This window comes from Nocardioides seonyuensis (genome assembly GCF_004683965.1).
Taxonomy (GTDB): Bacteria; Actinomycetota; Actinomycetes; order Propionibacteriales; family Nocardioidaceae; genus Nocardioides; species Nocardioides seonyuensis.
In genome coordinates, this window is record NZ_CP038436.1 from 3,648,975 (window position 1) to 3,672,339 (window position 23,365).

Here is a 23,365-nt window from a genome sequence, read left to right on the forward strand (position 1 = left end):
GCCGACCATCAGCCGGCGCAGACCACGGCGACCTTGAAGGTGTAGTTGGTCCCGGCCGAGTCGTTGCGCGCGGATGCTCGCCAGCCGGTGGCGGCCGGGTGCTGACCGTTCGACGTGAGCAGGGTGCGGTTGCCCTCGATGATCGGGGCGGACCCCGTCACCGCCATGGTCAGGACGTTGGCGAGGTCCACCCCGCCGGCGATGGCCTCCATGCCCGCAGGGCAGTCGACAGAGGCGGATCCGAAGCTTCCGGGGGTGATGAGTCCTGAGCTGTCGACGATCGTGATCGTGTCGACCGGGCCCGGGATTCCCTGGGGCCCGGCGGGCCCGGTCGCGCCCGTCTCCCCCTTGGCGCCCGTGTCACCCTTCGGACCAGCCGGACCAGCCGGACCGGTCGCGCCAGCCGGTAGCGCCGACCCGAAGTCCGCAGCCGAGAGCGACCCGTCCTTCACCTTGGCGCCAGAGACCGCGTTGTTCTTGAGATCGGCGCCCTTCACCTGGCCGTTCTTGATGTGCTTGGACATCACGCTGTTCTTCGACAGCGAGACGGCCGCGTAGGACGTGCCACCCATCGCCACCACCAGGGCGAGGAGCGCCACCATCAGGGCCGGGCTGGGGCGTAGACGTGAATTGCTGGGATCGCGCATGGCGTTGACCACCTTTTCGAAAGCCCCATGGCTTTCACAGGGCCGTCCCACCCTGCTCGCACCCCGGCGCTCGCGCATCCGCAGAATTGCGGTGGTCTGGACCTGTGAGCCCGTCGAGCCCTTGCCGCCTGGTCAGATCTGACCGGGCTCCCCGGGGTGCGGAGTGCCGGGCTGGGGGTCCGGCGGTCCGGGCGGGGTCGGCTGCTCAGGCTCCGGCTGGGGCTCCGGCGCGGGCGGCGGCGCCACGGGCGGCTCGCCGGTCACCGGGTCCTCGAGGGGGGGTACGGCGCCGCTCACCGTGTCGGTCGGGTCGGCCGGGTCGTCCGTTCCGCTGGCCGCGGTCGTGCCCTTGCCAGGTCGGGTGTCCTCCGGCGAGGGCGGCGCGGGCTCGGCAGGGCCACGGTCGGAGAGGATCTCGGTGAGCCGCGCCGCGCGCAGTCTCACGAACTTGCGCGGCTGGGACCGGGTGCGGTCGAGAGCAGCGACCTCCAGATCGGCGACCGGGATCACGCGGTCGTCCTGCTCGCTGTGGCCCAGGGCAGCCACTGCCACGTGGAGTGCGTCCTCGAGAGAGGCGTCGGGCGAGTAGTGCTCCTTGAGGTGGGCCGAGACCACGTCGGCGGCACCGCCCATCACGGCGAAGCCGTGCTCGTCGGCGACCTGGCCGTCATAGGTGAGGCGGTAGATCTGGTCGTCCTCGGCCGAGTCACCGACCTCGGCGACGAAGATCTCGACCTCGTAGGGCTTCTCGCCGCCCGAGGAGAAGATCGTCCCGAGCGTCTGGGCGTAGGCATTGGCCAGGCCACGGCCGGTGACGTCTCGTCGGTCGTAGGCGTAGCCGCGCATGTCGGCCAGCCGGACCCCGGCGATGCGGAGGTTCTCGAACTCGTTGTAGCGACCCACCGCCGCGAAGGCGATCCGGTCGTAGATCTCGGAGACCTTGTGCAGCGCCTGCGAGGGGTTCTCGGAGACGAAGAGCACGCCATCGGCGTACTGCAGCGCCACCACGGACCGGCCGCGGGCGATGCCCTTGCGGGCGAAGTCGGCCCGGTCCTTCATCAGCTGCTCGGGCGAGACGTAGAACGGCATGCTCATGTGGGAACTCTCTTCGAGATCAGGTGAGGGCGGCGGCAGGGCCGTCGGGCCGCTGCATGCGGCCGGCGATGACGTCGTCGGCGATGGCCGCGACCTCCTGCTCGGGCATGCGGGTGCCACCGTCGGCGGTGATCACGTGCACCACCGGGAAGATGCGCCTGGTCAGGTCGGGGCCACCGGTCGCGGAGTCGTCGTCGGCAGCGTCGTAGAGCGCCTGGATCACGGCGGTCACGCACTCGCGCGAGGAGAGGTCGTCGCGGTAGAGCTTCTTCAGCGAGCCTCGTGCGAACAGCGAGCCGGAGCCCACGGAGTGGAACGCAGTCTCCTCGTAGCGGCCGCCGGTCACGTCGTAGCTGAAGATCCGCCCCAGGCCGGCGTTGTGGTCGAAGCCCGCGAACAGGGGCACCACCGAGAGGCCCTGCATGGCCAGGCCGAGGTTGGCACGGATCAGGGCAGCGAGACGGTTGGACTTGCCGTCCATCGAGAGCGTCGTGCCCTCGATCTTCTCGTAGTGCTCGAGCTCGGTCTGGAACAGCCGCACCATCTCGACGGCCAGGCCCGCGGTGCCGGCGATGCCGACGACGGAGAACTCGTCGGCCGGGAAGACCTTCTCGATGTCGCGTTGGGCGATGATGTTGCCCATCGTGGCGCGGCGGTCACCCGCCATCACCACTCCCCCGTCGAACGTCGCCGCGACGATGGTCGTGGCATGCGGGGCCAGGTCGCCGGCATGTCCGGGGGGCAGCGCACGCCGCGACGGCAGGAGCTCGGGCGCCTGGGCGCCGAGGAACTCGCTGAACGACGTCGAGCCGGGCATCAGGTAGGCAGCAGGGAGTCTGGGTTCGACCATGCGACTACTGGCCGCCCTTCTGGATGAAGGACTTCACGAAGTCCTCCGCATTGGTCTCGAGCACGTCGTCGATCTCGTCGAGGATCGCGTCGACGTCGTCGTCGAGGAGTTCCTTGCGCTCGGCCACGTCGCTCTCGGTGACCTCCTCGGTCACCTCCTCGGACTGCGACGACTTCCGCGGCTGCTTCTGTTCCTGGGCCATGCCACGACCCTATAGCCCCAGCCCCCACCCGATGGTCGAGGAAGGACGAAGTCCTGTCACGAGACCACGCGAAGCCCGCTGGTCGAGGAAGGACGAAGTCCTGTCACGAGACCACGCGAAGCCCCGCTGGTCGAGGAAGGACGAAGTCCTGTCACGAGACCACGCGTAGCCCCGCTGGTCGAGGAAGGACGAAGTCCTGTCACGAGACCACGCGTAGCCCCGCTGGTCGAGGAAGGACGAAGTCCTGTCACGAGACCACGGGTCACGTCACTCGCCGCGCCCGTCGGTCGTGCCAGCTTCGGCTGGCGAGGGAGCTCAACAAGTCTGTGTCACCTGAGATCAGTGCCTCGCGCTTGGCACGCGACCATCCCTGGATCCGCTTCTCCATCGCATAGGCCTCGTCCACCCGGTCGTAGTCGGCATGCCAGACCAGTTCGACCGGACGGCGATGCCGGGTGTAGGCCGCCCCGACGCCTTGGTTGTGCTCGCTCATCCGTCGCTCGAGGTCCCAGGTGCTGCCGACGTAGTAGCTGGAGTCCGAGCACCTGACGATGTAGACGTGCGGCATGCAGTGAGCATGACTCGCGTCGACCGCCGCCGACAGGCCGCGGAAAAGATCTGTGGATGAAGGATGGTCTCGTGACGGGACTCCGTCCCTCCTCGACCAGCGAGGTCGGTCTCGTGACGGGACTTCGTCCCTCCTCGACCAGCGAGGTAGGTCTCGTGACGGGACTTCGTCCCTCCTCGACCAGCGAGGTCGGTCGCGTGACGCGACTGCGTCCCTCCTCGACCGGCGGCTGCTGCGCGCGTGTCAGCGGGTCAGCGCGGCGACGAGCTGCTCGGCCGTGTCGCAGCGATCCATGAGCTCACCCACGTGGGCCCTGCTGCCGCGCAGCGGATCCACGGTGGGCACTCGCTGCAGGGAGGTCTGGCCGGGCAGGTCGAAGATCACTGAGTCCCACGAGGCCGCGGCGACGGAGTCGGCGTACTTCTCGAGGCAACGGCCGCGGAAGTAGGCACGCGTGTCTGTCGGGGGCTCGTGCATCGCTGCCTCGACCGTGGCGTCGTCGAGCAGGCGATCCACGCGGCCCGAGGCGACCAGCCGCTGGTAGAGCCCCTTGTCGGGGCGCAGGTCGGCGTACTGCAGGTCGATGAGGTGCAGCTTGGCGTCGTCCCAGTCCAGGCCGTCACGGTCGCGGTACTGCGTCAGCAGTTTGAGCTTGGCCACCCAGTCGAGCTCGCGGGCACACTCCATCGGGTCCCGCTCCAGGCGGGTCAGCACGGACTCCCACCGCTCGAGCACGTCGACGGTCTGGTCGTCGGCATCGGACCCGAGCCGGTCCTCGACGTGCTTGCGGGCGAGGTCGAGGTACTCGAGCTGGAGCTGGACGGCGGTCATCCGGCGCCCGTCACGCAGGGTGAGAAGGTGCTTGAGGGTCGGGTCGTGCGACACCGCGCGCAACGCGCTGACGGGCCCGTCGACGGCAAGGTCGCTGCCGAGGAACCCGTCCTCGATCATGGCGAGGACGAGCGCGGTCGTCCCGACCTTGAGGTAGGTCGAGATCTCGGAGAGGTTGGCGTCCCCGATGATCACGTGCAGCCGCCGGTAGACCTCCGGGTCGGCGTGCGGCTCGTCGCGGGTGTTGATGATGGGTCGCTTGAGCGTCGTCTCCAACCCCACCTCCACCTCGAAGTAGTCGGCGCGCTGGCTGACCTGGAAGCCGTGCTCGCGGCCGTCCTGCCCGATGCCGACGCGACCCGCCCCGCACACGACCTGCCGGGAGACGAAGAACGGCGTCAGGTGGCGCACGATCTCCGCGAATGGGGTCGACCGACGCATCAGGTAGTTCTCGTGGGCGCCGTAGGAGGCGCCCTTGTTGTCGGTGTTGTTCTTGTAGAGCAGGATCGGCGCCGCCTGGGCCTGCGAGGCCATCCGCGAGGCGTCGAGCATGACCTGCTCGCCCGCCTTCTCCCAGCGCACGACGTCCAGCGGGGTGGTGACCTCCGGCGAGGAGTACTCCGGGTGGGCGTGGTCGACGTAGAGCCGGGCACCGTTGGTCAGGATGACGTTGGCCAGCCCGAGGTCCTCGTCGGTGAGCTGACTGGCGTCGGCGACCTGCCTGGACATGTCGAAGCCGCGCGCGTCACGCAGCGGCGACTCCTCCTCGAAGTCCCAGCGTGCGCGTCGCGCGGTCGTGGTGGCCGAGGCGTAGGCGTTGACGACCTGGGAGGACGCGACCATCGGGTTGGCCCCCGGCTGGCCCTGTACCGAGATGCCGTACTCGATCTCGGTGCCCATCACTCGACGTACGCTCATGCCATGAGCCTACGGCTGTGGGACGAACAGGTGGTCCCGCGACTGACCGACGTGTCGCAGCGCGGTCACGAGATCGGAGAACTGCGCGAGAAGACGTGCGGCTACCTGCCTGGGCCGTCGGTCAGCCGGCCGTTCACCTACCTCGCGCGGGGCGTCGCCGCCAGCTGATCAGATCTTGCCCGAGCCGTCGCCCCTGTGAGAGCTCCACGACTGCAGATGGGCACGACTGACAGCGGCGTGGTGATCGGCGCCGGCTCGACCGAAGGATGCTCCGCGTCGTTTCCGGTCGAACCACTTGGCAGCGCCGAACAGTGCCAGGAAGATGCCACCCACCGTGCCCCAGAAGATCATGCGCGGAACCTATCGCCCGAGGCGTGCTCTGTCAGCGGCGACCGCGCAGGAAGTTCAGCAGGAACAGCACGACGACGACGATGACAACGATGATGATGATGGTCCTCATCGGTCCAACCTAGCCGCTCACGTCGCGAATGGCACGGGTCAGCCGGGCCGGCGCGACTGCCAGGCGTGGGCGACGTTGATGGCGACGATGCCGGCGAGGGTCACCAGCAGCGCAAGGAACTGGCCGTTGACCCCGAGCGCGATGCTGATCGGGATGAACGCCACGAGCGAGACGATGCCCAACGCGAGCTGGCGTGGCCCCGCCCCGGCGACGGTCGCCGCGCGGTACTGCTCGAGGCCCACCCGCTCGGCCACGCGTCGGTCGACGGCACGCTCGATGCGCTCGGCGAACCCTTCGACCAGCTCGGCGTCGTACCTGGCCCCGAGCTCGCGCCTGGTCTCGAGCGCCGCCTCGATGTCGCGGTGCTCGAGGTCGTCGTCGGTCACAGGTACTGGCCGGTGTTGGACACGGTGTCGATGGAGCGGCCGGGCTCGGTGCCCTGCTTGCCGGTGATGAGCGTGCGGATGAAGACGATCCGCTCCCCCTTCTTGCCGGAGATCCGCGCCCAGTCGTCGGGGTTGGTGGTGTTGGGGAGGTCCTCGTTCTCCTTGAACTCGTCGACGCACGCCTGCAGCAGGTGCTGGACCCGGATGCCCCGCTGGTCGTGGTCGAGGAAGTCCTTGATCGCCATCTTCTTGGCGCGGTCGACGATGTTCTGGATCATGGCGCCGGAGTTGAAGTCCTTGAAGTAGAGGACCTCCTTGTCGCCGTTGGCGTAGGTGACCTCGAGGAAGCGGTTCTCCTCGGACTCGGTGTACATCCGCTCGACGGTCGCCCGGATCATCGCGGCCACGGTCGCGTCGCGGTCGTCACCGAACTCTGCGAGGTCGTGGGCGTGCAGCGGCAGGTCGGCGGTGAGGTACTTGGTGAAGATGTCGCGGGCCGACTCGGCGTCGGGTCGCTCGATCTTGATCTTCACGTCGAGGCGCCCCGGCCGCAGGATCGCGGGGTCGATCATGTCCTCGCGGTTGGAGGCACCGATGACCAGGACGTTCTCGAGGGCCTCGACACCGTCGATCTCGCTCAGCAGCTGGGGGACGATGGTGTTCTCGACGTCGGAGGAGACTCCCGAGCCGCGCGTGCGGAACAGCGAGTCCATCTCGTCGAAGAAGACGATGACCGGAGTGCCCATCGAGGCCTTCTCGCGGGCCCGCTGGAACACCAGCCGGATGTGGCGCTCGGTCTCGCCGACGTACTTGTTGAGGAGCTCGGGGCCCTTGATGTTGAGGAAGTAGGACTTGCCCGACGCCCCAGTCTTCTCGGCGACCTTCTTGGCCAGGGAGTTGGCGACCGCCTTGGCGATCAGCGTCTTGCCGCACCCGGGCGGGCCGTAGAGCAGCACTCCCTTGGGCGGCTTGAGCTGGTGGTCCTTGAAGAGGTCGGGGTGGAGGTATGGCAGCTCGACGGCGTCGCGGATGGCGTCGATCTGGGCCACCAGTCCACCGATCCGGTCGTAGTCGATGTCGGGGACCTCTTCGAGCACCAGCTCCTCGACCTCGGACTTGGGCACCCGCTCGTATGCGTAGCCCGCGCGCGTGTCGAGCAGGAGGGAGTCCCCCGCCCGCAACGTCACGTCCTCGGCGCGCAGCGGCTCGGCCAGGCGCACGACGCGCTCCTCGTCGGCGTTCGCGATCACCAGGGCGCGCTCGCCGTCGGCGAGCAGCTCCTTGAGCATCACGACTTCGCCGACCTGCTCGAACGACAGCGCCTCCACGACGTTGAGTGCCTCGTTGAGCATGACCTCCTGACCCTTGACCAGGGCGTCGAGGTCGACAGCGGGGCTCACCCGGACGCGCAGCTTGCGACCACCGGTGAACACGTCGACGGTGTCGTCGTCGTTGCGCGAGATCAGGGTCCCGAAGCCGGCAGGAGGCTGCGCGAGGCGGTCGACCTCCTCCTTCAGCGAGGTGATCTGGTCGCGGGCGTCACGCAGTGTCTGCGCCAGGCGCTCGTTCTGGCTGGACACGGCGGCGAGGGAGCGCTGCGTGTCTGCCAGACGCGTCTCGAGGCCACGCGCGTGGCCGGGGGTCTCGTCGAGTCGGCGGCGCAGGTCGGCAACCTCGGCCTCGAGGAAGCGCACCTGTGTGGCCAGCTGCTCTCGTGTCGGTTCGGACATCGGGCACCTCCTCGGTCGGTTCTGGGGACATTACCCACCAAACCAAGGTCTTGCGGGGTTTACCCCTCCGTGTTCGTCCCGTTTTCGGTGCCGTCGCCGGCCTCGACCGGGAGCGGCGGGATGTCGGCGGGACGGGGTCCGGTGTAGTCGGGACCGTAGGCCCCGGGGGCGGGGCGTCGGGTCTTGCGCGGTGGCGTCTCCCCCGGTGCCATGCGTCGCGCGGTCACGAGGAAGGCGGTGTGGCCGATCATCTTGTGCCCGGGGCGCACCGCCAGGCCCTCGACGTGCCAGTCGCGCACCATCGACTCCCACGGTTGCGGCTCGGTGAAGCCGCCGTGCGCACGCAGGGTCTCCACGACGCGGGAGAGCTGGGTGGTGGTGGCCACGTAGGCGCAGACGATCCCGCCGGGGACGAGCTTCTCGGCGACGGCGTCGACGCAGTTCCACGGGTCGAGCATGTCGAGGATCACCCGGTCGACCTGCCCGTCCATCGCGGGCAGCTCGACCTTCAGGTCACCCAGGCGCAGGTCCCACGCAGGGTGGGTCGCACCCTCGGGCGCGTTGAAGAACTGGTCGACGTTGCGCTTGGCGACCTCGGCGAACTCCTCACGGAGCTCGTAGGACGTGAGGCGCCCCCAGGGGCCCACCGCGCGGAGCAGCGAGCAGGTGAGTGCACCCGAGCCTGCGCCGGCCTCGACGACGCGGGCGCCGGGGAAGATGTCGGCAAGCGCCACGATCTGGGCCGCGTCCTTGGGATAGACCACGGCAGCACCGCGGGGCATCGACACGACGAACTCGCTCAGCAGGGGACGGAAGACGAGGTACTGGCCGCCCGCAGAGGAGGTGACGGTGAACCCCTCCTCCCGCCCGATCAGCTCGTCGTGCTCGAGGTGGCCCTTGTTCGAGAAGAAGCGCTTGCCCGCCGTCAGCTCGAAGTTGTGGCGGCGGCCCTTCTGGTCCGTGAGGCGAACCCACTCACCGACGCGCAACGGGCCTCGGTGGACGCCGGACCAGGCTTCGGCGGGGACGTCGGGCACGTTCGTCGTACTGCTGTCGGGCATGGGAGAACCCTAGGGGTGAGGGCGCCGCCGGCTAGTGGGCGGCCTCGCGGAAGGCACGGTCCACGTCGGCGGTGGAGAGCACGCCGTAGATGCTCCCGTCGTCCTCGACCAGGAGGTACTCCTCCGAAGGCCGCCGGCTGATCGCGAGGACCAGCTCCTCCCCGGACAGCGCGGCCGGGAGGGTGAGCCCCTCCTCGAGAGTGCGGGTGACGGCCGAGACGGCGACCCAGGGGCGGCGCTCGACTGGCATGGCGTTCACCGACGACTCGTTGACGATGCCGAGCGGTGCGCCTGACCCGGTGACGGTCACGATGCTCCCGGCGTGTGCGTCCTGCGCCCGACGCACCGCCTCGGCGAGCGGCAGGTCCTCGGGGACGGTGAGGGTACGGCGTGCGAGTGGCCGCGCCTCGAGTGCGGGCAGCCTGCGCCGCAGTCGGGCGTGGGCCATGGCCGCGGTGGCCCCGGTCCACAGAAACAGTGCGAGGACCATGACCAGGACGAGGTCGAAGAGGGTGGTCTCGACGCCGGTGGCCTGCTCCTGGACGAGGGGCCAGGAGAGCAGCGCGAGCGCCGCGAGGCGGCCGCCCCACCCGGCGACGAGGGTGGCGCGGTGCTGGTCGCCGGAGGCGCCCCACACCAGTGCCTTGAGCACACGACCACCATCGAGGGGCAGCCCCGGAACGAGATTGAGCACCCCGATCACCAGGTTGGCGCCGGCAAGGCCCTCCACGGCAACGCGGACGAGGCCGTCAGGCGTCACGAACCACAGTCCGATCGCAGCGACGCCGAAGGCGATCGAGGTCAGCGGCCCGACCACGGCGATCCAGAACTCGTGTCGGGGCCGGCGCGACCCGCGGTCGATCTCGGTCATGCCGCCGAGGAAGTGGAGCGTGATGGAGGTGACCCCGTAGCCGAAGCGCTGGGCCACCACGGCGTGCGACGCCTCGTGAAGCAGCACGGACAGGTAGAGAAGGACCGCGAACACGAGGCCGGCGACGTACTTCCACACGCCCATTCCGGGCTGGACCTGCTCGATGCGGGGACCGATCGCCACGGCGATGAGCACGGCGACGAGGAACCAGGACGAGGTGATCAGGACGTCGATGCCCGCGATGGTGCCGATGCGCAGGGTCCCCCGGGGCCTGGCGGGGCGGGTCACCCCCTGGTCGGACGGATCGTCGTCGGGCACTCTCGAAGCGTAGCCAACTCCGCCACGTCTGTCGGTGGGCTCGCCTAGGGTTTCTCGCGACATGACGACCACACCTCCGCGCACCTCCGCAGCCGGCTCGCCCGCCGACGTGGTGTCGACCCCCGTGGACGGGATCGAGGTGCTGGGCGCGCTCTCGCCCAGTCGCGCAGGCGACTTCCTGACGTGTCCGCTGCTCTACCGGTTCCGCAGCATCGACAGGCTGCCCGAGGCGCCGTCGGCGGACGCCGTCCGCGGCACCTTGGTGCACAAAGTGCTTGAGGACCTCTTCGACCTGCCGGCCGCCGAGCGCACGCCGGGACGCGCCGCCGACATGCTCGTGCCTTCGTGGGAGTCACTCCTGCAGGTCTCTCCCGAGGTCGCCGAGATGTTCGGCGGTGAAGGGCCTGAGGTGGCGTCGTGGCTCACGTCGTGCCGCCAGGTCCTCGACCGTTACTTCGACCTCGAGGACCCACGTCGTCTCGAACCGGCCGAGCGCGAGCTCTACGTCGAGGCGCTCCTCGACTCCAAGCTGCTGCTCCGCGGGTTCGTCGACCGGCTCGACATCGCCCCCGACGGGCGCATCCGCGTGGTGGACTACAAGGGGCTCGCCGTCGACACTCCGCTGCCTACGCCTTCCGGCTGGACAACGATGGGGGCCGTGCAGGTCGGCGACGAGCTGGTGGGCAGCGACGGACGACCCGTGGTCGTGACATTGAAGTCCGCGACCCACGAGCGACCGTGCTATCGGGTGACCTTCAGGGACGGCAGCTCCGTTGTGGCCGACAACGTCCACCTGTGGAAGGTGGTGACGTCCTATCGCCAGCGCCACACGGAACAAGTCCTGGACACGGAGTCACTTCGACATCAGCTCGCCGAGCTGAGGCGCCAGGGCCGCCCCAACTCGATGTGGATCGAGGCCGCGGCGCCCTTGGACGGTGCGCATGTGCTGGACCTACCGATCTCACCATGGCTGCTGGGCGCCTGGCTTGGAGACGGTGACTCTCGCGGTGGAAGGCTCACGGTGGGTCGCGATGACGTCGACGACATGCGCGCACTCGTCAAGGAGCACTGGGGCGGTGTCGTGCTCGTTCGTGCCGAGTCGACAGCCTTCTCACTGACGCCGTCCCGGCATCCCGATCGGTGCACCTACGGTCACACCGAGTTTCGGCCACCAACCGCTGGGCACGCGACTCGGCGCTGCGCGAGGGAGGATCAGCACAGAGGGAGCACACCTTCCAACCTGTCCTTGAGTCGTCTCCTGCGGGAGTCGAATCTGCTTCACAACAAGCACATCCCTTCGCCCTACCTCAGGGCGAGCAGCGATCAACGTGTTTCTTTGTTGCGTGGCCTGATGGACACCGATGGGTGGTGGAACCCGACACGGCGCAGGGCGGGATTCACGACCACCGATGACCGATTGGCCGGCGATGTCATCGAGCTCATGCGATCGTTGGGGGTCAACCCCTGTCACTTCACCAAGCCGTACCGGAACGCCGTTAGACCGGGCCGAACCTGGCACGTCATTGAGTTCACCCCGACGTGGTTCAACCCTTTCAGCCTTCCTCGCAAGGCGATCGCCTGTGAGACCAGCAGAGCCACCAAGGTTCAATCGTCCTTGGCCAAGCGTCGCATCGTCGCCAGCGTGGTGCCGGTCGATTCGGTTCCCACTCAGTGCGTACAGGTCGATGCCCGCGATTCCATGTACCTGTGCGGGAAAGGCTTCATCCCGACGCACAACACCGGACGTGCCCCCGGCCCGGGCTTCGAGGCCAAGGCGCTGTTCCAGATGAGGTTCTACGCGTTGGTCATCTGGCGCACGCGCGGCGTGGTGCCCTCGATGCTGCAGCTGGTCTACCTCGGCAACGGCGAGATCCTGCGCTACGAGCCCGACGAGGCCGACCTGCGCGCGACCGAGCGCAAGGTCGAGGCCATCTGGCGGGCGATCAAGCTCGCCGAGGAGACCTCCACGTGGCTGCCGCGCCGCTCACGACTGTGTGACTGGTGCTCCTTCCAGGACCTGTGCCCCGAGTTCGGCGGCACCCCTCCCCCGTTGCCGCCGCTCAGCAGGTCAGAGCAGCCAGAGGTCGTCGACGCCCAGCCCCGCCAGTGATTCCCTGAAGACCCTGCGCTCTCCCTCCAGGATCGGCACGTGGTTGGGCACGCAGAGGACCGTGCACCCCGCTGCCTCGGCAGACTTGGCGCCGGTGTTGGAGTCCTCGACCGCCAGGCAGTCCGACGGCTCGACGCCCAGCAGCGCCGCAGCCGCGAGGTAGGGCTCGGGATGCGGCTTGCCGAACTCCACGCGGTCGCCGGTGACGAGGGCGTGGAAGGTGTCGGGCGCGAGCTGCTCGACGATGGGAGTCACGAACCGCATCCACGACATGGTGACCAGGGCGCAAGGCACCCGGCGGGCTCGCAGCTCCTCCAACAGCTCGCGGGCGCCCGGTCGCCAGGGGATCGCCTGGCGCACCCGCGAGACGACGCCGTCGAGCAGCTCGTCCACGATCTCCTCAGGGGTGCGGTCGATCCCCATGTGCTCGCGGATGTAGGCACCGCTGACCAGGAGGTCGTTGCCGACCAGGCTCAGCGCGTGCTCCTCGCTCCACGTGCCGCCGTACCTGTCGGCGAGCTCATACTCCGTCGCGATCCAGTAGGGCTCGGTGTCGACCAGCGTGCCGTCCATGTCCCACAGGACGGCCGCCGGTCGTCGCAGTCGCTCACCGTGGAGCTGACCCGCGGGCGTGCCGGGCGATCCGGTGTTCAGGACGTTCCTCCAAGACGGCTCGTGCATCTTCGCTGGGATGCGCCACCCTAGGGCAGGGCTCAGAAGCCCAACAGCTTGCCGAACGCCGAGAACACCGCGTTGAAGGCCTTGACGGCGGGGTTGGTGGGGCCGTCGGCACTGGACTTCTGCCAGAAGAACGGATGAGGGCCGGTGAACTCGTCGTCGACCAGGGGCGTCCGCCCCCACAAGTACGGCAGGAACACCTCGGTCCGATTGACACCCACACTCAGGCGGGAGTCGAAGCCCATGACCAGGCTCTGCTCGATCCTCATGGACCTGTCTCCGGGGTTCTCCGCCACGACGTCGCCACTGCCCTGGACGATCAGGCTGCCACTGCCAGCGAACATGATGTACCGCACCTGCCACGTCGCGAAGGACTGGATGCCCCAACGCCAGCGCGTCTCCAGCTCGGGCGTCCCGATGACGCCGACGACGTGCTTCGGGTGCATCACCAGGCCGGGGTGGTCGGTGAAGTCGATGCGCATCAGGTACGAGTCGGGGTCGGCGGGCGTCGACAGCGTCGCCGAGGTGACGTCCTCGTCGCCAGTGATCCGACTCAGTCCGTAGAGCCCGGCCGCGAAGCTGATGAACGGTGACGACCAGTCGTAGAGCACTCGGCTGCGAGCCCTTCCCTGCACGGGACGGACGTGCTCCGACCGCGCGGACAGCACCTCACCGTCGCCGAGCTGGATCGTCAGGGTTCGCTGAGCAGCGGTGGTGCGAAGGCCGGCGGCTGAGCTCTCAGAGCCCGCCGCCAGGTGGATCGGCTTGTGCACCCGACTCACGATCGGCATCAGCAGGAAGTAGCCGACCACGCGCATGGCTACGGGCAGGACGAGAACAAGCACCGCGATGGCGGCCAACCACCTCCACGACTGGGCCCACTGGTTCACCACCCACCCCACCCCGGAAGCCTGGGCGTCCTCCAGGCTTCGCTCTTCTGCCTTCTTCTGGCCGAGCTCAGACTCCTTGTTGGCGATCTGTCTGTCGACGAGGGACTGGTCGCCGCCCCTGCCGAGCCGATCGAGCTTCTGCTCAGTTGTCAGCGTGGGGTCGCGAAGGACGGCGGCGTCCTGCTCAGCCTGGCTGAGACTTCGTTCGAGGGTGTCCAACGCCTCGCCCGCCTTCTCGACCGCCACCTCAGCGGTCTTGCACGCGCTGCCAGGCGTCAGCAGGTCGATGAGATCGCGAACGAAGTCGCAGACTTCCTCCTGGTCGTCACGCAGACGCTCGACCTCTGCTCGCTTCTCGGTGACGTTGAGGCGCCCCTGCTCGATCTCGGCGTCGATCGTGCTCTCCAGCGACGCGACCACCTCTCGGCGCTCTTCCGCAGCGACGCTCCTCAGCTGATCGAGATCCGCTTCCAGGGCTGCCCGCTCCTGAGCCACCTGCTGCAGGCGATCTCGTTCTGCAACGGCTTCCCGGAGCGTGGGAACAAGAGCTTGAACCAGCAGGTAGCCGAGGAAGAGCGACAGCACCAGCGCGCAGAGCAGACCCAGCTTCCTCAGCACGAAGCCGAGGACAGCCGTGATCAGACGCACGCGCGGATCCTAGTTCCCGGGACGTCGCACACCCCACCGGAGCGTGGATCAGTCCTCAGGCTCGTAGGCGAGGTTGGAGGAGAGCCAGCGCTCGGCCTCGGCCTGCGTCCAGCCCTTGCGGACCGCGTAGTCGGCGACCTGGTCGCGCTGCAGCCTGCCCACCACGAAGTACTGCGACTGCGGGTGGGAGAAGTACCACCCCGACACCGCAGCGCCCGGCCACATGGCCATCCCCTCGGTGAGCTCGATGCCCGTGTTGGCCGTGACGTCGAGCAGCTCCCACAGGGTGCGCTTCTCGGTGTGCTCTGGACAGGCGGGGTAGCCCGGCGCGGGACGGATGCCGCGGTACTTCTCGGCGATCAGGTCCTCGTTGGAGAGCGTCTCTCCGTCGTCGTACCCCCAGAACTCGGTGCGAACGCGCTGGTGCAACCGCTCGGCGAACGCCTCGGCAAGCCGATCGGCGATGGCCTCGAGCATGATCGCGGAGTAGTCGTCGAGGGCCTCCTTGAACTTCATGATGCGCTCGGTCGCGCCGAGGCCGGCCGTGACCGCGAAGGCGCCGACGTGGTCGGCGAGCCCGGTCTCCTTGGGCGCCACGAAGTCGCCGAGGGAGCGATTCGGGACGCCCTCGCGGTGGTCGCCCTGCTGGCGCAGGTTGTGGAGCACGGCTCTCACCGCCGAACGGCTGTCGTCGTCGTAGACCTCGATGTCGTCACCCACGGCGTTGGCCGGGAAGAGCCCGAACACCGCGTTGGCGGTCAGCCACTTCTCCTGCACGACGAGGTCGAGCATCTTCTGCGCGTCGTCGTAGAGCTTGCGCGCCTCCTCGCCGTGGGTGGGGCTGTTGAGGATGTCGGGGAACTTGCCCTTCATCTCCCACGCGTTGAAGAACGGCTGCCAGTCGATGAACTCGCGCAGCTCGCCGAGGTCGTAGTCGTTCAGCACGTGGAGGCCGGGCTCGCGCGGAAGCGGCGGGACGTAGCCCTCCCACTCGATCGGCGTGCGGTTGGCGCGTGCCTTCGCCAGCGTCACCATCGGGCGGTCCTGCTTGGTGGCGTGGCGCGTCCGCAGGGCGTCGTAGTCGGCCTTGATGTCGGCCATCAGCCGCGGGCGCTGCTCGTCGCTGAGGAGCGCAGCGGCGGTGGGCACCGACCGGGAGGCGTCCTTGACCCAGACGACCGGACCGTCGTACTGCTTGTCGACCTTGACGGCCGTGTGGGCGCGAGAGGTCGTCGCTCCACCGATCAGCAGCGGGATGGTGAACTCCTGGCGCTTCATCTCGGCCGCCACGTTGACCATCTCGTCCAGCGACGGCGTGATCAGCCCGGAGAGTCCGATCATGTCGGCACCCACCTCGCGAGCGGTGTCGAGGATCTTCTGCGCCGGCACCATCACGCCGAGGTCGATGACCTCGTAGTTGTTGCACTGGAGCACGACGCCCACGATGTTCTTGCCGATGTCGTGCACGTCGCCCTTGACCGTGGCCATCACGATCGTGCCCTTGGCCCGATCGACGTCGCCGGGCTTCTTCTCGGCCTCGATGAACGGGATGAGGTAGGCCACTGCCTTCTTCATCACCCGAGCGCTCTTCACCACCTGCGGGAGGAACATCTTGCCCGCGCCGAAGAGGTCGCCGACGACGTTCATGCCGTCCATCAGCGGACCCTCGATGACCTCGATCGGGCGACCGCCGCGCTCGGAGATGAGAGCGCGGAGCTCCTCGGTGTCCTCCTCGACGAACGCGTCCAGTCCCTTGACCAGGGCGTGCGTGATCCGCTCACCGACAGGCAGCTCGCGCCACTCCTCGGTCTTCTCCTCGGCGGCCTCCCCCGTGCCCTTGTGGGCCTCCGCGATCTCGAGCAGCCGCTCGGCGGCATCCGGGCGCCGGTTGAGCACGACGTCCTCGATGCGCTCGCGGAGCTCGGGGTCGATCTCGTCGTAGACCACCAGGGCGCCGGCGTTGACGATCCCCATGGAGAGGCCTGCCTGGATCGCGTGGAACAGGAAGACCGCGTGGATGGCCTCGCGCACCGGGTTGTTGCCCCGGAAGGAGAACGAGACGTTGGAGATGCCCCCGGAGATCTGCGCTCCCGGAAGGTTCTGCTTGATCCAGCGCGTGGCCTCGATGAAGTCGACGCCGTAGGTGGCGTGCTCCTCGATGCCGGTCGCCAGGGCGAAGCAATTGGGGTCGAAGATGATGTCCTCGGCCGGGAAGCCGACCTCGTCGACCAGGATCCGGTAGGCGCGCTCGCAGATCTCGATGCGTCGCTCGAGGTTGTCGGCCTGGCCCTGCTCGTCGAAGGCCATCACGACCACCGCAGCGCCGTACTTGCGGCACAGGCGAGCCTCGGCGCGGAACTTGTCCTCGCCCTCCTTCATGGAGATCGAGTTGACGATCGGCTTGCCCTGCACGCACTTCAACCCGGTCTCGATGACCTCCCACTTGGAGGAGTCGATCATGACCGGGACGCGGCTGATGTCGGGCTCGGACGCGACCAGCTTGAGGAACCGGTCCATCGCAGCGACGCCGTCGATCATCCCCTCGTCCATGTTGACGTCGATGACCTGGGCGCCGTTCTCTACCTGCTGCGCGGCGACCGACAGGGCGGTGTCGTAGTCGCCGTCCTTGATGAGGTTGCGGAACCGTGCCGAGCCGGTGATGTTGGTGCGCTCACCGACGTTGACGAAGAGGCTCTCCTCGGTGATGGTGAGCGGTTCGAGGCCTGCCAGGCGCATCGCCGACCGGACCTCGGGCACGACGCGCACCTGCTGGCCCTCGACCGCCGCGGCGATGGCGGCGATGTGGGCCGGGGTGGTGCCGCAGCATCCACCGACGAGGTTGAGCAGGCCGGCCTCGCCGAACTCGGCGAGGATCGCGGCGGTCTCCTCGGCAGCCTCGTCGTACTCACCGAAGGCGTTGGGCAGGCCCGCGTTGGGGTAGCACGAGACGAACGTGTCGGCCAGCCGGGCCAGCTCGGCCAGGTAGGGCCGCATCTCCTTGGCACCCAGGGCGCAGTTGAGGCCGACCGCCAGCGGGCGGGCGTGGCGCACGGAGTTCCAGAAGGCCTCGGTCACCTGGCCCGAGAGCGTCCGGCCGGATGCGTCGGTGATGGTGCCCGAGACGATGACCGGCCAGCGACGCCCCTGCTCCTCGAAGAGCGTCTCGACCGCGAACACCGCGGCCTTTGCGTTGAGGGTGTCGAATACCGTCTCGATCACGAGCAGGTCGGCCCCGCCGTCGACCAGGCCACGAGCGGCCTCGAGGTAGGCCGACACCAGGTCGTCGTAGAGGACGTTGCGTGCACCCGGGTCGTTGACGTCAGGAGAGATCGAGCCAGTGCGGGTGGTCGGGCCGAGGGCGCCGGCCACGTAGCGGGGACGCTCAGGGGTCGCCACCGCTTCGACCGCCGCTCGGGCGAGCCGCGCCGACTCACGGTTGATCTCGTAGGCGAGGTCTGCCATTCCGTAGTCGCTGAGCGAGATGGCGTTGGCGTTGAACGTGTTGGTCTCGATGATGTCCGCACCGGCCCGGAGGTACTCCTCGTGGATCTCCCGGATGATGTGCGGCTGGGTGAGGCTCAACAGGTCGTTGTTGCCCTGGAGGTCCTGCGGCCAGTCGGCGAACCTGTCTCCGCGGTAGCCCGCCTCGTCCGGCCTGTCCCGTTGGATCGCCGTGCCCATCGCACCGTCGATGACCATGATTCGCTCTCGCATCAGCTCGCTGAGCGTTGCGGTGGCATCTGGACGATGGTCGTGGGTCACGTGTCCGGGCTCCTCTCGTCGGATCCAGCGTAGGAACCCGTCCACTCCTCGGACTCCGGGTCCACATCGTGGCACCGTGCGTGCCCGTGGCGAAATTGTCGGGACGCGAGGGGCGCCGTGACTAGGCTGGAGGAGTGATCGAGTTCGACGACCTGCAGGACCTCACCTCCCCCGTCGTGATCGCTGCGTTCGAGGGATGGAACGACGCAGCCGAGGCGGCGTCGGGGCTGGTCGACCACCTGATGCACGAGTGGAAGGCCGAGGTCATCGGCGCGATCGACCCCGAGGAGTTCTACGACTTCCAGGTCAACCGCCCGATCATCGGCACCGACGCCAACGGGCACCGACGGCTCACGTGGCCCACGAGCCGGATCGCCGTGGCGCGGCCCGCGGCGCTCGATCGCGACGTCATCCTGATCCGAGGCATCGAGCCCAACATGCGCTGGCGCCAGTTCTGCGCGGAGCTCCTTGCTGCGTGCGACGACCTGGGCGCCGAGCTCGTCGTCACCCTGGGCGCCCTGCTGGCCGACACTCCCCACACCCGTCCGATCCCGGTGACCGGGTCCGCCTCCGAGCCAGAGCTCGTCGACCGGCTGCGGATCGAGCAGTCGAGCTACGAGGGCCCGACCGGCATCGTCGGTGTGTTCAACGACGCCTGCATCCAGCTCGACATCCCCTCGGTCGCCTACTGGGCCGCCGTACCCCACTACGTGGCCCAGCCGCCGTGTCCCAAGGCGACCCTCGCGCTGCTCGGTCAGCTCGAGGAGCTCTTCGAGTGCCCCATGCCGCTGGGTGACCTGGTCGAGGACTCCGAAGCCTGGGAGCGGGGCGTCGACGAGCTGGCCAGCGAGGACGAGGACGTCGCCGACTACGTGCGCGCGCTCGAGGAGACCCGTGACACCACCGAGCTGCCCGAGGCCAGCGGCGAGGCCATCGCCCGGGAGTTCGAGCGCTACCTCAAGCGGCGCGGCGAGGACTGAGCAGGGCCACGTCCACGTCGTCGTACGACAGCCGGGTGGAGGCGTCCGTCAGAGCGACATCCCGAGGGCGGCGTCGAGCAGCCGGTGGATCTCGCCGGCGGCCGACTCCTCACTCGTGTCGGCCAGCTTGTCGGTGCCCAAGGTGGCGTCCACCCACCGCTGGACGACGTCCACTGCAGCCGGGGCGTCCAGGTCGTCCGCCAAGGCAGCGAGGACCTGCTCGACCACCGGCTGCGTGGGCGCGCCCGCGCCGAGTGCCAGCGCGCGACGCCACTGGGTGAGTGTGTCGACGGCGTCCCAGAGCTGGTCGTCGGTCCACTCCCAGTCACTGCGGTAGTGGTGGCGCAGGAGCACCAGCCTGATGGCCATCGGGTCGACCTCGCTGAAGCGCAGCGCCGAAACGAAGACGAGGTTGCCCTTGGACTTCGACATCTTCTCGCCGTCGTAGGCGACCATCCCGGCGTGGGCGTAGGCACGTGCGAACAGGTGGCCGGGATGTGCGACCTGGGCCTCCCCCGCCGACATCTCGTGGTGGGGGAAGACGAGGTCGCTGCCACCCCCCTGGACGTCGAAGGACGTGCCGAGGTGGTCGAGGGCGATGGCCGCACACTCGATGTGCCAGCCCGGACGGCCCGGCCCGAAGGGGCTCGGCCACGACGGCTCGCCCGGTCGCTCGGCCCGCCAGAGCAGGCAGTCGAGCGGGTCCTTCTTGCCGGACCGGTCCGGGTCACCGCCGCGCTCGGGGAAGATCTCGAGCATGGCGTCCCGGTCGAGACCGGACACGCTGCCGAAGGCCTCGTCGGCGGTGACGGAGAAGTAGAGGTCCTGGTCGACCTGGTAGACCGCGCCCGCCTCGCGCAGCCGCTCGATCAGCGTGATCACCTCGGGGATCGACTCGACGGCGCCGACGTAGTGATCGGGGGCGAGGACGCGCAGGCTCTCCATGTCGTCACGGAACAGCTGCGTCTCGCGCTCTGCCAGCTCGCGCCACGCCACCTTCACCTTGTGGGCACGCTCGAGCAGCGGGTCGTCGACGTCGGTGACGTTCTGGACGTAGGTCACCGCGCGGCCGTGGTTGCGCCAGGCACGGTTGAGGAGGTCGAACGCGACGTAGGTCGCAGCGTGGCCGATGTGGGTGGCGTCGTAGGGCGTGATGCCACAGACGTAGAGCCGCGCAGCGCCCTCGGACGCGGTGTCCACCAGGGTGCCGGTCGCGGTGTCGTGGATGCGCACGGGCGGACCCGCCTCCGGCAGCGGAGGGACCTCGGGCGACGACCAGGCACGCATGCGCGCAGCCTAGGCGATCAGATGGGAGGCCACGGGATGACGGGGTAGCCCGCCGCCTCGGGCGCCGGGAACGCAGCCGCTGACAGCAGGGTGCGAGCCCTGGTGAGCGTCGCGTCGATCTCCTCCGGCAGCAACAGCTCCGCCAGCTCGCCGGCGCCGGAGGAGAGCGCCTCCACGACCCGGCGCACTCCCTCCAGCTCCTCGGGATCGAGCGACTCCCCCAGCCATCCCCACAGCACCGTGCGCAGCTTGTGGTCGACATGGAACGTGAGCCCGTGGTCGACCCCGTGCCGGTGACCACCAGGCATGGGCAGGACGTGGCCTCCCTTGCGGTCGGCGTTGTTGAGCACGATGTCCAGGACGGCCATGCGACGCAGCGCCGACGTGTCCTCGTGGACGAGCGAGACCGGCTGGTCCTGTGCGTCGAGGCCGTCGAACACGTGGCGGTAGCCGGCCGGCGTGCGGCCCGCCGGGACGATGTCGACCGGCGTCTGCGCCTCGTCGATGTCCTGCCACAGCTGCACCATGCCGACACCGTGCGGGCCGTCGCGCAGGATCGTGGGCGGCACGATGCTCCAGCCGGTCAGCTCCGAGAGGAGGTACGACGCCACCTCGCGCGCCGCGAGCGTGCCGTCGGGGAAGTCCCACAGGGGCCGCTCCCCCGCGACCGGCTTGTAGACGACCCGCACGCCGTCGACGTCCCCGACGAACGTGGCGTTCGACGCAGGCAGCACGCGGCCGTGGAGGGTGAGCCGCCCCGTCCTGACGTGCTCAGGGATCACGGCGCCGGAAGCCGTTGGCCCGCACGCAGAGGTGGCCGTCCGGGTCGACGGGGTTGCCGCAGAACGGGCAGTCGGGTCGCCCCGCGCCGAGCACGTTGCGGGCGCGGGCGACGAAGGCGCGGGCCACGGCGGCCGGCATCCTCACCAGCAGCACCTCGTCGGGCTCTGGCTCCTGGAGCTCGGTGAGGTCGTCGTCGAGCTGCTCGAGCGAGACCACGGCTGCTTCGCTGAAGGGGAACACCTCCACGACGACGCGCTGGTCGGCGCCGTCCCACGACAGGGTCATGGTGCCGGCGCGGAACTCCTCCTCGATCGGCAGCTCGAGCGCCTCGTTGTCGACCAGGTCGAACGGGGCCACGGCGGGGATCAGCACGGAGTCGTCGGTGGCGGCCATGAGCTCGTCGAGGAGCTCGTCGACACGCTCGGCCAGCGCCTCCACCTGCTGCTTCTCCAGCGCGACGCTCACCAGCCGGACGCCTTCGCGCGCCTGCAGGAAGAAGGTGCGCATCCCGGGCTGCCCAACCGTTCCGACGACGAAGCGCTCGGGCGGGTCGAAGGCGTGGACCACTGGCATGTGCCCCACCCTAGGTCTCCGTCCCAGACCGGCTCGGCCCGGCGCCTCCACCGGGGACGGCGTCGGCGCTGACCGGCGGAAGTGCCACGGGGCCCTGGTGCGTGTTGACCGCGAGGACGTACGGCCGGTCGGCGGTGTAGCGGACCACGCTGATCGAACCTGGGTCGACGACGATCCGCTGGAACTGGTCGAGATGGGAGCCGAGCGCGTCGGCGAGCACGGCCTTGAGGATGTCCCCGTGGCTGACCAGCGCCCACACGGCGTCGTCGCCGTGCTGGCTCGACACCTCGGCATCATGCCTCCGCACGGCGCTGACCGCGCGGGCCGCGGCAGCCACCAGGGACTCTCCACCCGGGAATGTGACCGCGGACGGCTGGCGCTGCACGACCTTCCACAGCTCGTCCCCGGCGAGCTCCTTCAAGCTGCGGCCCTGCCACTCGCCGTAGTCGACCTCGACGACGCCCTCGTCCACGAGGGGCTGGATGTCCGCGGCCTGGCCGGCGGCGATGGCGTCGGCGGTCTCGCAGGTGCGCTCGAGAGGGCTGGTGACGAGGCGCGCGAGCCGCAGCGTTGCCAGCCTGTCCCCGGCGCGCGCGACCTGCTCGCGGCCGACGTCGTCGAGGACCACCCCCTCAGCCCTCCCTGCGAGCACGGCGGTCGCATTGGCGGTGGTGCGGCCGTGTCGCACGAGGATCACGGTTGCCATGGCGCCGACCCTAGTGGGACTAGCCTGACCGCGTGATCGTGGACAACGCGCTCTACCGAGCCGGCAAGCGCGTCGCGCCGGATCGCGACGATGCCGAGCTGGAGGTGCGGAGGCTTTCCCACGAGCCCGGCGACTTCCAGTGGCTGGGGATCTTCAACCCCGACGCCCGTGAGCTCGAGGCGCTCGCCCGCGAGTTCGACCTCCACCCGCTCGCGGTGGAGGACTCCGGAGAGTCCCACCAACGGCCCAAGCTCGAGGCCTACGGCGACCACGTCTTCGTCGTGCTCAAGACACTCTGGTACGTCGATGCGGACGATGCGGTCGAGACCGGCGAGATCAACATCTTCATCGGCCCCGACTACGTGATCACGATCCGCCACGGCGACGGCTCCCAGCTCCAGGAGTCTCGACGAGACCTCGAGCAGCGCGCGCAGGTGCTTTCCCACGGCCCGTCTGCCGTGCTCTACGCGGTCTGCGACCACGTGGTCGACGAGTACGAGCGGGTGGGCGCCGAGCTCGAGGTCGATGTCGACGAGGTCGAGGAGGCGGTCTTCTCTCCCGGCCCCGCCCCCGTGAGTGCGCGGATCTACACCCTCAAGCGCGAGCTTGCGGAGGTACGACGAGCCGTGATGCCGCTGCGCGAGCCGATGCGCCGGTTCGCGGCCGGTGACCATCCCGGCCTGGACCCCGACGCAGCCACCTACTTCAGGGACGTGGCCGACCACCTGCAGCGGGTCTCCGAGGTCATCGACAACCTCGACGCACTTCTCTCCACGGCCTTCGAGGCCTATCTCGCGCGCATCCAGGTGCAGCAGAACGAGGACATGCGCAAGATCTCCGCCGGCGCCGCACTGGTCGTCGTACCGACCCTGATCGCGGGCGTCTACGGCATGAACTACGAGCTGTGGCCCTCCAACAGCTGGGCGGGCGGCTTCTGGTTCGCGCTGGCCCTGATGCTTGCCTCGGCGGGCGGGTTGTGGGTGTTCTTCAAGCGAGCGGGCTGGTTCTAGA

The 23,365-nt window shown here is 68.9% G+C and carries 22 protein-coding genes; 4 read left to right on the forward strand and 18 right to left on the reverse strand.

The window, feature by feature from the left end; all coding sequences use genetic code 11:
- Positions 1-8: 8 nt before the first annotated feature.
- The 6 genes from EXE58_RS20355 to dop form a co-directional block, all read right to left on the reverse strand.
- Entirely contained in the window at positions 9-647 is a 639-nt protein-coding gene (locus EXE58_RS20355) for a hypothetical protein (RefSeq protein ID WP_279638250.1), read from the reverse strand.
- A 132-nt stretch (positions 648-779) separates the two neighbouring features.
- Complete coding sequence (gene prcA / locus EXE58_RS20360) at positions 780-1,742, reverse strand: proteasome subunit alpha (protein WP_135269066.1); 963 nt, start codon at positions 1,740-1,742, stop codon at positions 780-782.
- Between the two features lie 19 nt (positions 1,743-1,761).
- Positions 1,762-2,592, reverse strand: coding sequence for a proteasome subunit beta (gene prcB, locus EXE58_RS17680; RefSeq protein ID WP_135269067.1), 831 nt, complete (start codon positions 2,590-2,592; stop codon positions 1,762-1,764).
- Between the two features lie 4 nt (positions 2,593-2,596).
- Positions 2,597-2,794: a ubiquitin-like protein Pup gene (locus EXE58_RS17685; RefSeq protein ID WP_135269068.1), complete on the reverse strand. Its 198-nt coding sequence runs from the start codon at positions 2,792-2,794 to the stop codon at positions 2,597-2,599.
- Positions 2,795-3,056: 262 nt separating this feature from the next.
- The gene (locus tag EXE58_RS17690) at positions 3,057-3,362 is read right to left on the reverse strand and encodes a GIY-YIG nuclease family protein (RefSeq protein WP_135269069.1); all 306 of its coding nucleotides are present in this window, start codon (positions 3,360-3,362) and stop codon (positions 3,057-3,059) included.
- Positions 3,363-3,605: 243 nt separating this feature from the next.
- Positions 3,606-5,111, reverse strand: coding sequence for a depupylase/deamidase Dop (dop, locus tag EXE58_RS17695; protein WP_135269070.1), 1,506 nt, complete (start codon positions 5,109-5,111; stop codon positions 3,606-3,608).
- A gap of 3 nt (positions 5,112-5,114) precedes the next feature.
- On the opposite strand from dop, the gene EXE58_RS19595 reads away from it, so the two are divergent.
- Entirely contained in the window at positions 5,115-5,279 is a 165-nt protein-coding gene (locus tag EXE58_RS19595; protein WP_167288996.1) for a hypothetical protein, read from the forward strand.
- On the opposite strand, the gene EXE58_RS17700 is transcribed toward EXE58_RS19595, so the two are convergent.
- From EXE58_RS17700 to EXE58_RS17720, 5 genes are all read right to left on the reverse strand, one after another.
- Positions 5,280-5,462: a hypothetical protein gene (locus EXE58_RS17700; RefSeq protein ID WP_135269071.1), complete on the reverse strand. Its 183-nt coding sequence runs from the start codon at positions 5,460-5,462 to the stop codon at positions 5,280-5,282. It abuts the gene before it with no gap.
- Between the two features lie 147 nt (positions 5,463-5,609).
- Positions 5,610-5,957, reverse strand: coding sequence for a hypothetical protein (locus tag EXE58_RS17705; RefSeq protein WP_135269072.1), 348 nt, complete (start codon positions 5,955-5,957; stop codon positions 5,610-5,612).
- Positions 5,954-7,687 carry a proteasome ATPase gene (arc, locus tag EXE58_RS17710; protein WP_135269073.1) on the reverse strand — a complete coding sequence of 578 codons (1,734 nt, stop codon included), beginning with the start codon at positions 7,685-7,687 and terminating at the stop codon, positions 5,954-5,956. The genes EXE58_RS17705 and arc overlap by 4 nt, the downstream gene beginning before the upstream one ends.
- Positions 7,688-7,746: 59 nt before the next feature.
- On the reverse strand, positions 7,747-8,748 hold the full coding sequence (locus tag EXE58_RS17715; RefSeq protein ID WP_135269074.1) for a tRNA (adenine-N1)-methyltransferase: 1,002 nt from the start codon (positions 8,746-8,748) through the stop codon (positions 7,747-7,749).
- Positions 8,749-8,779: 31 nt separating this feature from the next.
- Entirely contained in the window at positions 8,780-9,937 is a 1,158-nt protein-coding gene (locus tag EXE58_RS17720; RefSeq protein WP_244242300.1) for a site-2 protease family protein, read from the reverse strand.
- Positions 9,938-9,998: 61 nt separating this feature from the next.
- Here EXE58_RS17720 and EXE58_RS19600 point away from each other — a divergent pair, with 61 nt between their 5' ends.
- A complete protein-coding gene (locus EXE58_RS19600) occupies positions 9,999-12,047 on the forward strand; it encodes a PD-(D/E)XK nuclease family protein (protein ID WP_167288998.1) in 2,049 nt (682 codons plus the stop codon).
- Here EXE58_RS19600 and EXE58_RS17735 read toward each other — a convergent pair.
- The 3 genes from EXE58_RS17735 to metH are packed head-to-tail and all read right to left on the reverse strand — an operon-like array spanning position 12,006 to position 17,977.
- Positions 12,006-12,728: an HAD family hydrolase gene (locus EXE58_RS17735; RefSeq protein WP_244242301.1), complete on the reverse strand. Its 723-nt coding sequence runs from the start codon at positions 12,726-12,728 to the stop codon at positions 12,006-12,008. The genes EXE58_RS19600 and EXE58_RS17735 overlap by 42 nt on opposite strands.
- A gap of 32 nt (positions 12,729-12,760) precedes the next feature.
- Complete coding sequence (locus EXE58_RS17740; protein ID WP_135269076.1) at positions 12,761-14,263, reverse strand: hypothetical protein; 1,503 nt, start codon at positions 14,261-14,263, stop codon at positions 12,761-12,763.
- Between the two features lie 48 nt (positions 14,264-14,311).
- Complete coding sequence (gene metH, locus EXE58_RS17745) at positions 14,312-17,977, reverse strand: methionine synthase (RefSeq protein ID WP_135269077.1); 3,666 nt, start codon at positions 17,975-17,977, stop codon at positions 14,312-14,314.
- A gap of 182 nt (positions 17,978-18,159) precedes the next feature.
- Here metH and EXE58_RS17750 point away from each other — a divergent pair, with 182 nt between their 5' ends.
- A complete protein-coding gene (locus EXE58_RS17750) occupies positions 18,160-19,005 on the forward strand; it encodes a PAC2 family protein (protein WP_135269078.1) in 846 nt (281 codons plus the stop codon).
- Between the two features lie 48 nt (positions 19,006-19,053).
- Here the strand turns inward: EXE58_RS17750 and mshC are convergent, their stop codons facing one another.
- From mshC to EXE58_RS17770, 4 genes are read right to left on the reverse strand one after another with little or no spacing between them, the layout of a single operon-like run.
- Complete coding sequence (gene mshC, locus EXE58_RS17755; RefSeq protein WP_135269079.1) at positions 19,054-20,292, reverse strand: cysteine--1-D-myo-inosityl 2-amino-2-deoxy-alpha-D-glucopyranoside ligase; 1,239 nt, start codon at positions 20,290-20,292, stop codon at positions 19,054-19,056.
- 17 nt (positions 20,293-20,309) lie between these two features.
- A complete protein-coding gene (locus tag EXE58_RS17760) occupies positions 20,310-21,026 on the reverse strand; it encodes an SCO1664 family protein (protein ID WP_244242302.1) in 717 nt (238 codons plus the stop codon).
- A gap of 37 nt (positions 21,027-21,063) precedes the next feature.
- On the reverse strand, positions 21,064-21,648 hold the full coding sequence (locus tag EXE58_RS17765) for a DUF3090 family protein (RefSeq protein ID WP_135269081.1): 585 nt from the start codon (positions 21,646-21,648) through the stop codon (positions 21,064-21,066).
- Between the two features lie 10 nt (positions 21,649-21,658).
- On the reverse strand, positions 21,659-22,354 hold the full coding sequence (locus EXE58_RS17770) for an MSMEG_4193 family putative phosphomutase (RefSeq protein WP_135269082.1): 696 nt from the start codon (positions 22,352-22,354) through the stop codon (positions 21,659-21,661).
- Positions 22,355-22,386: 32 nt separating this feature from the next.
- On the opposite strand from EXE58_RS17770, the gene EXE58_RS17775 reads away from it, so the two are divergent.
- A complete protein-coding gene (locus EXE58_RS17775) occupies positions 22,387-23,364 on the forward strand; it encodes a magnesium and cobalt transport protein CorA (protein ID WP_135269083.1) in 978 nt (325 codons plus the stop codon).
- Position 23,365: the final 1 nt, after the last annotated feature.